This is a genomic window from Pseudonocardia ammonioxydans (assembly GCF_900115005.1).
GTDB classification, from domain to species: domain Bacteria; phylum Actinomycetota; class Actinomycetes; order Mycobacteriales; family Pseudonocardiaceae; genus Pseudonocardia; species Pseudonocardia ammonioxydans.
The window spans coordinates 36,916-48,422 of record NZ_FOUY01000043.1; the positions used below are offsets into that span (position 1 = coordinate 36,916).

Here is an 11,507-nt window from a genome sequence, read left to right on the forward strand (position 1 = left end):
CCCACCGGAAGGAACCGGCCCGTGATCGAGCTGTCCGCAGCCCTCGGCGTCCTCGTCATCGCTCTCGGCATGGTCCTCACCCCGGGGCCGAACATGATCTACCTGGCCTCGCGGGCGATCTCCCAGGGCCGTCGCGCGGGGCTCGTCTCGCTCGGCGGTACGGCGGTCGGGTTCCTCTGTTACCTGGTGGCCGCCACCGCGGGCCTCTCGGCGCTGTTCGTCGCGGTCCCGGCGGCCTACACGACGGTGAAGATCGCGGGAGCGCTGTACCTGGCCTGGCTGGCGTGGAGCATGCTGCGCCCCGGTGGGCGCTCGCCGTTCGAGCCCCGGCCGCTCGAACCCGAGTCGGACGCCCGGCTGTTCGGGATGGGCCTGATCACGAACCTGCTCAACCCGAAGATCGCGCTGATGTACGCCGCGCTCCTGCCCCAGTTCGTGACCCCGGCCGACGGTGCGCTCGCGACGCCCCCGGTGCAGAGCCAGCTCCTCCAGCTCGGCAGCGTCCAGATCGGGGTCGCCGTGCTCGTCAACGGCGTCATCGTCGTCACCGCGGCGTCCGTCTCCGGCTTCCTGGCCGCCCGGCCGCGGGTCATGACGGTGCAACGGTGGGTCGCCGGCACCGTCCTCGGTGGATTCGCGGTCCGGACCGCGTTCAGCCCGGCGCCGACGACACCCTGAGCGGCCGGTCCCGCGCGGCGCAGGCCCGGGGTCACCAGAAGGGGGCGGCAGACCCCTGGAAGCAGTGAGGTCGATCGTGGCCAGGCACGCGCCGTCGGCGTCGAGGGCACGGGCGAGCGGCGGCCGGTGCCGCCAGACGACGATCACGTTGCCGTGCCGTGGTACCGCCGTGGCGTCGCCGCCGTGGTCGAACGCGACGCGCACGACGGACCGGGCCGCCCGCAGGGTCGTGTAGCCGCACGGCGTCAGCGTGGGGAACTCGTCCGGAACGGGGCCCGGGACATCCGGCGGGATGCTGCCTCCGCTGCCGCCCCTGACGAGTGGCGCGCCGAGTACGTCGGTACTCGGCCGGTCCGACAGGTGGTCGTCGCCGTCCCCGAAGCCTCCGCCGCACAACGGACGCCAGTGCCCGTCCTGCCGGACGAACAGGTCGATCTCGTGGTGCGGGACGGGATGGCCACGCCGAACGAACCACGTCGCGGCGAGATCGCCGCGGACGTCGTACGCGACGGCGGCGACGCGGCAGCGTCTGCTCAACCGGCCGGGGTCGGCCGTGATGCCGGACTCGAGCAGGCGCATGCTCGCCGTGAACCGGTCGTACGCCACCTCGCCAGTGTGGACGAGCGGGGGACAGCGATCCCCGGACGGGTCGGGGACGACGGTGCTCCGCGGGGAGGGCGGTCGGTCTGGCGTCACACGAGCCGGCCCTCCCGCACGGGGGTCACTCCCGCGCCCCGGCCTCCACTCCCTCGGACACCGCAGTCCGATCGGGATCGCCGGCCGGCACGGTGCGCCCGAGGAGGGCGGCGAGCCGGTCGAGCGGCTGCGCGTGCTCGGGGACGGGCTGCGGTGGTGCGAACGGGGACCGGTCGGCCGGGAGGTCGGCGAGCGCGGAGCGGGTGAACTCCAGCGCGGGCTCGACGATCCCGTCGGGGAAGCGGACGGTCCGGCCGGTCGCCCGGGTGAGGTCCCAGCCGTGCACGAGATCCTCGACGACGCGCAGGTGCACCGCGACGAACCCCGGCACGTCGCCGGCCGGGGCCCGCACGATCCGCTCCATCGCCCCCGGCTGCCCGAACGCGGCGAGCAGGCCGTCCGCGGCCCCGCGGTACGCCGCGGCGGGGGCGTCGCCGAGGACGTCACCGGATGCGGGGTCCAGCGAGTCGGCGGTGGACGTGGGGTCGTCGTGGAGGAGGCCGGTGAACAGGTGGTGCCCGAGGACCATGTGGCCGGTCAGGTCGCGGACGGTCCACGCTGGACACGGAGTCGGGGCGTGCCACTGTGCGGGCTCGACCGTGGCGATGAGGTCGGCGACGGTCCCGAGCACCGTGGCGAGCCCGTCGATCGGCGTCGTGTGATCACTCATGGTGTGCTCCCTGATCGTGCGCCGACGGGTCGTCCGACGACGTTCCGGTTGTTGAGACACCACCGGCGGCCCGAACGGAACGGTCCGGAGCGAACGGGTTCCGGCGCCGGACCCCGTGGCAGGATGGCGCGGTGACCGAGGACACGCTCGAGCGGGCACGGACCGGCGACGAGCAGGCCTTCCGCCGGCTGATCGAGCCGTACCGGCACGAGCTGTGGGTGCACTGCTACCGGATCCTCGGATCGCTCACCGACGCCGAGGACGTGCTGCAGGAGACGTTGCTCGCGGCGTGGCGCGGGCTGGACGGCTTCGCGGGCCGGTCCTCGCTGCGCACGTGGCTCTACCGCATCGCCACCAACCGCTGCCTCAACGCGCTGCGCGACGCCGGGCGGCGCCGGCCGCCCGAGCCCGCTCCGCCGTTCGACCCGCCCGAGCCCACCAGCCGGACCGAGGTGACCTGGCTGCAGCCCGCGCCGGAGGAACTGCTGGAGCGGATCTCCGACCGGGAGCCGGGGCCCGAGGCGCGCTACACCGCCCGGGAGGCCGTGGAGCTGGCCTTCGTCGCGGCGCTGCAGCATCTCGCACCGCGCCAGGCCGCCACGCTCGTCCTGCGCGACGTGCTCGGCTACGCCACCGACGAGGTCGCGGACATGCTGGAGACCAGCGCGACGGCGGTCAAGGGGACCCTGCAACGCGCCCGCGCCGGCCTGCGCACACACGGCGCCACGCTCGCCGAGCACGGCACACCGCTCCCGGACTCGCCGCAGGAACGGGATCTGACCAGGCGTTTCGCCGAGACGTTCACCTCGGGAGACGTCGACGGTCTCGTCGCACTGCTCACCGACGACGCCTGGCTGACCATGCCACCCGCGCCGCACCGGTACCGCGGCCCGACAGCGATCGCGGCGTTCCTCTCGGTGTTCACCGCCTGGCGTGCCGAGCGCCGCCTGCGGCTGCTGCCGATCCGGGCCAACTCCCGGCCGGCCTTCGGCTGCTACCTCACCGAGCCCGGTGCGACGACCGGGCGTCCGGCCGGGATCCTCGTGCTGACCCCGGAGGCCGGCCGGCTCCGCGCCGTCGGCTGGTTCCTCCACGACGACCTGTTCGGCCACTTCCGGCTGCCGGAGCGCACCGGCGTCGAGGTGGCCGGGCCGCGCAGGGCCGAACCCGCGCCGTCGTGATGGCCGGTACCGCGGAACCCGTGGATCACGTGACGGCGAGCAGCACGCCGAGCACGACGAGGACGAGCACGGCGATCAGGTTCGCGATGCGGTGCTCGACGAGGATGGCGACGAACTCGCGGATCGTCGCGCTCGGCCAGTAGTAGCGGGCGGTCCGCGCGCCGAGCACCTGGCCGTCGACCCCGGCCCGGCGGGTCAGGAGCGCGGCGCGGAAGGCGTGGAAGTTGTTGGTGACCACCACGCACCGGGGGTCCGGGCGGCGCTCGGCCATGATCGCGGCGCTGAACCCCAGGTTCTCGCGCGTGGTCGTCGACCGGTCCTCGCACAGGATCGACTCCCGGGGGACGCCCTGGGTCACGAGGTACTCGGCTATGCCGTGTGCCTCGGGCACCGCCTCGTCCGGCCCCTGACCACCGGAGGCGATCAGGAGCGGCGCGCCCCCGGAGCGGGTCTCGGCCCGCCACACGGCCGCGGCCTTGTCCAGCCGGGCGGCCAGCAGCGGTGGTACCCGGCCGTCGATCAGCCTCGACCCGAGCACCACCACGAAGTCGAAGCCGCTCCGTGCGCCCAGCCGTCCGTAAAGGACGCTGTAGAGCAGGTAGCAGCAGAACACGAACCCGACGTAGGTGGCGACGATCAACAGGATCAGCGCCGCCACGGCCACCGCCGTGTTCTCCAGGTACTGGGCCGCGAACGGCAGGGCCGGTACGGGCAGGCAGGCCAGGCCGGCGAGGAGCGAGAGCAGGTTCCCCAGCCGGTGCCCCTCCCGCCGGAGCATCGTCAGGCCGTTCAGCACGAGGAAGATCGCGAGCACGAGGACGGCGACTGCGGGGCCGACGAACAGGACGGCGATCAGGATGTCCAGTGGCTGAGGGTCGAGCCGGGTCGCCTCACCCAGCAGACCCAGCCCGAGGCTGAGCAGCGTGAGCCCCAGCAGCACCGCGTTGCGGAACCGCCGTCGCTCCCGGGAGACCGTGACCACGAAGGCGACGCCGAGCACGGCCGCGACGACGTAGAAGATCCACACCGCCGGTCACCCGTCCCCGGTGCCGCTGCACCGATCCCTGCCCGCCATGCACGTCCCCCCTGATGCCGATGATCAGGGCGGAACGTACCGACCCGGGACGCCTCAGCTCGGCTGCGGCACGATCCGGATGTAGGGACGCGGGGCCTGCCACCCGTTCGGGTAGATCCGGTGGGCCTCGTCGTCGGAGACCGAGCCGGCGATGATGACGTCGTCGCCCTGGGTCCAGTTGACCGGCGTCGCGACCCGGTGCCGGGCGGTCAGCTGCAACGAGTCGATCACCCGGAGCACCTCGTCGAAGTTGCGGCCGGTCGTCATCGGATAGACGAGCACCAGCTTGATCTTCTTGTCCGGGCCGATCACGAAGACGTTGCGCACGGTCTGGTTCTCGGCGGGCGTGCGGGCCAGCGGGTCACCACCGGTGCCGGCCGGCAGCATGCCGTACAACGTGGACACCGCGAAGTCGGAATCGGCGATCACCGGGTAGTTCGGCGCGTAGCCCTGGGTCTCGGCGATGTCCGACGCCCACTTGGCGTGCCGGTCGACCGGGTCCACCGACAGGCCGATGATCTTCACGTCGCGGCGGTCGAACTCCGGCTTGATCCTGGCCATGTAGCCCAGCTCCGTGGTGCACACCGGGGTGAAGTCCTTCGGGTGCGAGAACAGCACGGCCCACGAGCCGCCCATCCAGTCGTGGAAGCTGATGCGTCCCTCGGTCGTCTCGGCCTCGAAGTCGGGAGCCGGATCGTTGATCGTGAGTGTCATGCGTGGTTCCTTCCCGTCGTGGGCGGGCGAGGCGCACGCCGGGCCGGGCCCGGTCGCCACGCGGCCGGTGAGCCCGCCTGATGGCACACGTCGGACTCGTCGCACCGGCGAGCCGGCGTTACAGCCGTGAACCGATCCGCGCCGGGACGCGTACGTACCTCGGGGCAGGGACGTTCAGGAGGTTCCGGACACCGATGATGGCGCGCAGACGCGGCATGCGTCCCGTGACGGGACCTGCGCCGGACCCCGGGCTGGACACCGAGACCGGGCTCCGGGCGGCCTACGGTGCGCACGGCCCCGAGATCTACCGCTACGCCCTGCGTCAGCTCGGGGACACCGGCGGCGCGCAGGAGGTGGTGCAGGAGGTCTTCCTGCGGGCCTGGCGCCGGGCCGACCGCTACGACCCCTCGGTGGCGAGCCTTCGGGTCTGGCTGTTCGCCATCGCCCGCAACGTGGTGATCGACGAGATCCGCCGGGTCACGGCGCGGCCCTGGCGGCGTGCGCTGACCGACGATCCCGAGTCCACTCCGGATGCGGTCGGCCCGGCCGACGACACCGTGATCGACACCTGGCTGGTCGAGGAGGCACTGCGCCGGCTCCGGCCCGAGCACCGGCAGGCGATCGTGGAGGCCTACCTGCGGCAGCGCCCGCACGCCGAGATCGCGGCCGAGGCGGGCGTGCCGCTCGGGACGATCCGCAGCCGGGTGTTCTACGGCCTGAAGGCCCTGCGCCTGACGATGGACGAGATGGGGGTGCAACCGTGACTCCGGAGGACCACCGGGCCGTGCGGGAATCGCTCGGCGACTACGCGATCGGGCGCCTGCCGCAGGCCGAGGCCACCGTCGTGCAGACGCACCTGGACGGCTGCGCGGACTGCCGTGGCGAGCTGGCCGAGGTGTCGTCGGTGCTGCCCGCGCTGGCCCGGGTGGACCCGGCGCAGCTCGACCGCACGCCGGTCCCCCCGGCCGATCTGGGAGAGCGGATCGTGGCGGCGGCCCGCGCAGAGCGCCGGTCCACCGTGCGCGGATCCACTGCGTTCCGGTCCACCACGCACCGGGCCGGCGCGCGCAGACGGCTCCCGCGCAGCGTCCTCGCCGCTGCGGCGGCCGTCGCGGTCCTGGCCGGCGGGGGCGTCGGCTACGCGGTGGGCGCCTACGACGGGGTGCCTCGCGAGCCGGTCGCCGTGCAGGCGTCGGCCCCGGAGATCCGGGCGAGCGCGGTCGCGATCCCGCACACCTGGGGGATGGAGATCGTGCTCGACGCCGACGGGTTCCGGGCCGGGGCGGCCTATCGCGTCGTCGTCGAGGGGGTCGATGGCCGCGAGGTCGACGCCGGCGCGTTCGTCGGGACCGGTGCGGCCCCGATGGTCTGCAACCTCAACTCCTCGGTGCTCCGGCCGGACGCCGCCGGGTTCAAGGTGTTGGACACGACCGGAGCGACCGTGCTCCGCGGGGACCTCGCGCCGGCCTGAGCAGGACCGGCTGCGGGGCCGCACCCGTCATGCCGGGCGGGCGTGGACGACGAGGTTGTCGGTGTAGCTGCGCTCGCCGCGGTCGAACCCACCGGCGCAGGTGACCAGCCGCAGCAGCTCCGGCGCGGCCGCGCCGAACACGTCGAAGGTCGGGAAGTCGTCCTTCGGCATCTGCCGGGTCCGCTCGACCACGTACCGGCCGACGGTCCCGTCGTCGCGCCCGACCTCGATCACGTCACCGGGCTGCAGATCGCGGAGGTCGTAGAACACCGCGGGACCGTCCCGGGAGTCCACATGTCCCATGAGGACGGTCGGCCCGGGCGCGCCGCCGCGGTCGAACCAGCCGACGCGGTCGTGGTCCTGCGGGACCTGCGCCGTGCCGTCGGCAGCGACACCGAGCCGGACCAACGCGTGCTCGTCCACCCCGATCGCCGGGATCCGCACCGAGGTGGGAGCGGCCACGCCGGCGCCGGACGGGAGGGACGTGGCCGGTGCCGCGTCGCGGGGCGCCGGCCCGGCCGCCCCGCAGGCGGAAACCAGTACGAGCAGGACCGCGACCGGGAGCAGCCGCGCGACAGCGCTCGAGGGCGGTCGCACGCCGGCGGCCGGGAGCAGCCGCGCGACGGCGCCCGGGAGCAGTGCTGCCCCCGGGCGCCGGTCACGCCTGCGTTCAGCGCCCGGCACGGCTCCGCCGGGCCAGCACGACGCCCGCGCCGGCCACGGTCGCGAGCCCGGCCGCGCCGAGCGCGTAGCCGGCTGTGTCGGCCGGGCCGGCCGAGGTGCCGCCGGCGCCGGTCTCGACACCACCCATCGGCACCTGGGTGAGCTGCCCGCGCACGGCACCCGGCGTGTAGTCGGCGGTGTGGGTGTCGGCGCTGAAGCCCGCCGGGTTCGCCTCGATCGCCGCCAGGGAGAACCCGGTGGCGGTGTCCTCGCCGTTGTCACCCTCGAGGCCGGTGGTGAAGGGGCCCTGCAGACAGCCCGCTGAGGTACGGACGTCGCCGTCGCCCGCCGGGTCCGGGAAGGAGAGCCGCGGCGGGCCGGGCTCGCCGGCGTTCGCCTCGTGGATGTGCGTCGCGGTCTTCGCCGGGCTCTGGTACTCCCCGGTCACGCCGCGCAGGGTGATGTCGTAGCAGATGATCTCGTCGTCCGAGTTGATCCGGAAGTGGAACTCCCCGGTCGCACCGGGCTCGCCGGGGACGGCGTTGCCGTCGTTCCCGACGATCGTGTCCGGTGTCGCCATCACGGTGTACATGCTGGTGAAGTCGTCCGGCTCGGGCACCGGGTTCTCCTGGGCGGTGGTGGTTCCCGCGGCGGCGACTCCCGCGGTCACGGCGAAGCCGAGCGCGGTCGCGGCGGTCACGGCGGCGAGGCGGGGGAGGGAACGACGCATCGTGGTGTCCTTTCCGGGTGGATCGTCCTTGATGCCCGCATCTACGGCCGCTCGAGCCGCGACGTTCACGGCTCGCCGGAGTCCCGGGTCGATGACGTCGCTACGCAGTGGATCTCCTCCCGGTTCACTGTTTCGCCCGCCGGAGTGATCCGGAGAGATGATCGACAGTCCGCACATGCGGAGGAATTGATCGTTTTGTAGCGAACATGCGGAGCGTTCCACCCCTTCGGGGAAGTGCTTGACCTGCGAAAAGCCGATTGCGCGCGATCGATCGGTGCGGAGATCGCCCCCCTGGCACTCGTGCCTACCGGCGCGTAACCGTCGAACGACCCGGGTCGTTGTCGCCCCGACGCCCCCCGGCCCCGCTCCCCGACCAGGGCTGCCGGTGGGTCGTGCACCGCAGCACCCCGGAGAGGACCACGATGCCCGCTCACCGCGCCTCCGCCCCCGAGCGCCGGAGCCCCGGCCGCAGCCACGTCAGCCGCCGCCGGTTCCTCGGCTACCTGGTCGCCGCGCCCACGCTGGTCGTGGCGGCCGAGGTCGGACGGCAGGCCGTGTTCGACAGCACGCCGGTCGCCAACGCGGCGGCGATCCCGTCGCCCCCGCTGCCCGGCGAGGTCTACGACCTGCTCGACGTCATCCGCGACGCGGCCCGGCCGACCGCGAACCTGATCCGGATCGAGGTCGAGCGGGACGGCACCGTCTCGTTCGCGCTGCCCCGCTCGGACAACGGCCAGGGCATCATCACCTCGACGCAGATGATCATCGCCGAGGAGATGAACCTGGACCCGGACCAGGTGGTGGTGACGCTGGCCGACGCCCGGCCGGAACTGGTGTTCAACCAGCTCACCGGCGGGTCGAGCACCACGTTCTCCACCTACACCCCGATCCGGGTGGCGGCGGCCCTGGCCCAGGGGCGGCTGCTCGACGCGGCCGCGGCCGAGCTGGGCCAGGACAAGAGCGTGCTCACCAGCCGGACCGGCCTGATCACCGGCATGAACGGCGAGGAACTGCCGTTCGGTGAGCTCACCGAGCTGGCCGCCAGCCCGGTGGACGAGGCCGTCGACGTCGCACTCAAGCCGCGGGAGGAGTTCAGCGTCATCGGGACGCCGCGGACCAAGTCCGACGCCCGGGCGATGGTGACCGGGAAGAAGAAGTTCCTCACCGACATGCAGGTCCCGGACGCGCTGCCGACCGTCATCTGCCGCGGCCCGAACCTCAACTCGGCACCGCAGGGCGTCAACAACATCGACGAGGTCCGGACCATGCCCGGGGTCACCGACGTCGAGCAGGTGCGCACCGGCGTCGCGGTGCGGGCGGTGACCTACGGCCAGGCCGTCGACGCCGTCAACGCGCTGGACGTGGACTGGGACGGCGGCACCGTCGAGGGCGAGAACGACGAGTCGGTGCTGGAGAAGGTGCGCGCCGGTGAGCTGCCGCTGGCCGTCCCGCAGACGCCCGGCACGACGGTCGAGGGCGACTTCGTCTTCTACTTCCGCAGCAACTCCGCACTGGAGACCAACTGCGCGATCGCCGACGTCCGGGACGGCTCGGCCGAGATCTGGGGCCCGTCCAAGAGCCCGATCGCCGCGCAGGCCGACATCGCCCAGGATCTCGGTCTCCCGCAGAACGCGGTCACGGTGCACGTCACCGAGGGCGGCGGTTCGTTCGGCAGGCGGTTGTTCTACGACGCGCTGCCGGAGGCCGCCGAGGCATCCCGGGCCATGGGCAAGCCGGTCAAGCTGATGTGGACCCGGGCGGACGACTCGCGGCAGGGCCGGGTGCACCCGATGGCCACCTGCCGGGTGCGTGCGCAGGTCACCGGCGAGTCGGTGTCGAGCTTCGAGATCCGGCACACCAGCGTCGCGTCCGAGCTCAACCCGGGCCTGTCCGAGGCGATCACCGCCGCGGCGAACAAGGCACCCCTGGGGAACCTGACGATCGCGCAGAGCATCTACATCACCACCCAGACCAACCCGTACAACGTCGGTGTGGCGACCTCGCTGCTCAACGAGGTCGACATGCGGTTCAACACCTGCTCGATGCGCAACATCTACTCGCCGGACACCGCGACCGCGCGCGAGCTGATGATCGATAAGGTCGCCGCGGAACTGGGCAAGGACCCGTACGAGTTCCGCTCGGAGTTCGTGAAGCTCGACCGGTTCAAGAAGGTCGTCGACCGGGCCGCGCAGGAGGCGGACTGGGGGAGGACGATGCCCGAGGGCATGGCCCAGGGCATCGCGATCCACCAGGAGTACAAGGGCATCGCCTGCGCCGTCGTCGAGCTGGACTGCCGTCCGGAGACGGTGAACCGCGAGATCCGCTCGGCCCGCACCGGGCCGCGGGTGACGAAGGTGACCTACGTCGTCGACGTCGGGCTCGTCATCAACCCGCGCGGCCTCGAGGCGCAGATGATGGGCGGGATCAACGACGGCATCGCGATGACGCTGACCTCCGGGCTGCACCTCGAGGACGGGCACTTCGTCGAGGCGAGCTGGGACAACTACTTCTACACCCGCCAGTGGAACACCCCGCCCGAGATGAACATCGTGCTCATCGAGGACTCGGAGGCCCCGGAGCCGGGCGGTGCCGGCGAGTTCGGGGTGGCCGCCACCTGCGGGGCGGTCGCCTGTGCCTATGCGCGGGCGACCGGGACGGTGCCGGAGTACTTCCCGATCCTGCACAAGGAGCCGTTGCCGTTCGAGCCGTATCCGACGGTGCCGCCGATCCCGCCGTCGCCGACCAACGGCCTCGAGATGGCCCGCTAGGAGGACCCGAGCTCATGTCGACACACACTTTCAAGGTCAACGGTGAGACCGTGACCGTCGATGTCGAGGACGACGTGCGGATGTTGTGGGTCCTGCGTGACGTTCTCGGGATCACGGGGCCGAAGTACGGCTGTGGGATCAACGTGTGCAAGGCCTGCACCAGTCATGTCAACGGCAAGGCGTTCAATCCGTGTTCGGTGCCGGTGGGGGCGATCTCGGAGTCCGATGAGATCACCACGATCGAGGGGCTGGCCGATGGTGAGGAGCTGCATCCGATGCAGCAGGCCTGGATCGACAACGATGTCGCGCAGTGCGGGTACTGCCAGCCGGGTCAGATCATGGCGGCGGTGGCGTTGGTGAAGCGGTGTGAGGCCGAGGGGCGCGAGATCGACGACGAGGCCCTGGACGAGATCCGCAACATCTGCCGGTGCGGTACCTACAACCGCATCCGGGAAGCGATCAAGGCCGGCGCCGGCGCGATGTGACGTCGAGGCCGCTCGAGGACGTGCGGCACCGCGGTGTCGTGCGGGGAATGCTCCCCGAACCGAAGGACGGATGCGATGAACAACCGGATGCGACGCTCGTTGGTCGCCGTCGGCGCCCTGGGTGCCGTGGCGTTCCCGCTGGCCGGGATGGCGGCCGCGGAGGAGGGTGACGGGCACGGCTACCCGAGTACGCAGAGCCCGACCCAGGCGGTGGACGCGGTCGGTGCCATCGGTGGCACGGCCGGGTACGGCGTGCTGGACGCGGCCGACAGCTACTCGCCGGGCAACCGGCCCGAGGGCGTGGCCGGGACCGAGGTCGAGTTCCCGCCGGTGACCCCGGGCTACGTCGAGGGCCCGGTGGGCGGTCTGCTCAACG

12 protein-coding genes are annotated in these 11,507 nt (G+C 72.5%); 7 read left to right on the forward strand and 5 right to left on the reverse strand.

Annotated elements, in window-relative coordinates:
* Positions 1-21 precede the first annotated feature (21 nt).
* A complete protein-coding gene (locus BM093_RS28175) occupies positions 22-678 on the forward strand; it encodes a LysE family translocator (protein ID WP_093352989.1) in 657 nt (218 codons plus the stop codon).
* Positions 679-1,399: 721 nt separating this feature from the next.
* Here the strand turns inward: BM093_RS28175 and BM093_RS28185 are convergent.
* The gene (locus BM093_RS28185) at positions 1,400-2,044 is read right to left on the reverse strand and encodes a TIGR03086 family metal-binding protein (RefSeq protein ID WP_093352999.1); all 645 of its coding nucleotides are present in this window, start codon (positions 2,042-2,044) and stop codon (positions 1,400-1,402) included.
* Between the two features lie 131 nt (positions 2,045-2,175).
* On the opposite strand from BM093_RS28185, the gene BM093_RS28190 reads away from it, so the two are divergent.
* A complete protein-coding gene (locus tag BM093_RS28190) occupies positions 2,176-3,225 on the forward strand; it encodes an RNA polymerase subunit sigma-70 (protein ID WP_093353003.1) in 1,050 nt (349 codons plus the stop codon).
* A 25-nt stretch (positions 3,226-3,250) separates the two neighbouring features.
* Here BM093_RS28190 and BM093_RS28195 read toward each other — a convergent pair whose 3' ends face one another.
* Positions 3,251-4,252 (reverse strand): YdcF family protein, encoded by a 1,002-nt coding sequence (locus BM093_RS28195; protein WP_245773856.1) that lies wholly within the window; start codon positions 4,250-4,252, stop codon positions 3,251-3,253.
* Between the two features lie 102 nt (positions 4,253-4,354).
* A complete protein-coding gene (locus tag BM093_RS28200; RefSeq protein ID WP_093353007.1) occupies positions 4,355-5,014 on the reverse strand; it encodes a peroxiredoxin in 660 nt (219 codons plus the stop codon).
* A 215-nt stretch (positions 5,015-5,229) separates the two neighbouring features.
* On the opposite strand from BM093_RS28200, the gene BM093_RS28205 reads away from it, so the two are divergent.
* Together BM093_RS28205 and BM093_RS28210 are read left to right on the forward strand one after the other, a co-directional pair.
* Complete coding sequence (locus BM093_RS28205) at positions 5,230-5,778, forward strand: sigma-70 family RNA polymerase sigma factor (protein WP_093353010.1); 549 nt, start codon at positions 5,230-5,232, stop codon at positions 5,776-5,778.
* Positions 5,775-6,485: a zf-HC2 domain-containing protein gene (locus BM093_RS28210; protein ID WP_093353013.1), complete on the forward strand. Its 711-nt coding sequence runs from the start codon at positions 5,775-5,777 to the stop codon at positions 6,483-6,485. Before BM093_RS28205 ends, BM093_RS28210 begins: the two co-directional genes overlap by 4 nt.
* A 27-nt stretch (positions 6,486-6,512) precedes the next feature.
* On the opposite strand, the gene BM093_RS28215 is transcribed toward BM093_RS28210, so the two are convergent.
* Together BM093_RS28215 and BM093_RS28220 are read right to left on the reverse strand one after the other, a co-directional pair.
* Positions 6,513-7,169, reverse strand: coding sequence for a sortase domain-containing protein (locus BM093_RS28215; RefSeq protein WP_093353018.1), 657 nt, complete (start codon positions 7,167-7,169; stop codon positions 6,513-6,515).
* On the reverse strand, positions 7,156-7,878 hold the full coding sequence (locus BM093_RS28220; RefSeq protein WP_093353022.1) for a CHRD domain-containing protein: 723 nt from the start codon (positions 7,876-7,878) through the stop codon (positions 7,156-7,158). The genes BM093_RS28215 and BM093_RS28220 overlap by 14 nt, the downstream gene beginning before the upstream one ends.
* A gap of 422 nt (positions 7,879-8,300) precedes the next feature.
* On the opposite strand from BM093_RS28220, the gene BM093_RS28225 reads away from it, so the two are divergent.
* From BM093_RS28225 to BM093_RS28235, 3 genes are all read left to right on the forward strand, one after another.
* Positions 8,301-10,646 carry a molybdopterin cofactor-binding domain-containing protein gene (locus tag BM093_RS28225; RefSeq protein WP_093353025.1) on the forward strand — a complete coding sequence of 782 codons (2,346 nt, stop codon included), beginning with the start codon at positions 8,301-8,303 and terminating at the stop codon, positions 10,644-10,646.
* 14 nt (positions 10,647-10,660) lie between these two features.
* A complete protein-coding gene (locus tag BM093_RS28230) occupies positions 10,661-11,131 on the forward strand; it encodes a (2Fe-2S)-binding protein (protein ID WP_093353028.1) in 471 nt (156 codons plus the stop codon).
* A 75-nt stretch (positions 11,132-11,206) separates the two neighbouring features.
* Positions 11,207-11,507 (forward strand): hypothetical protein (locus BM093_RS28235; RefSeq protein WP_218162966.1); only part of this gene is annotated, 301 nt, incomplete at its 3' end.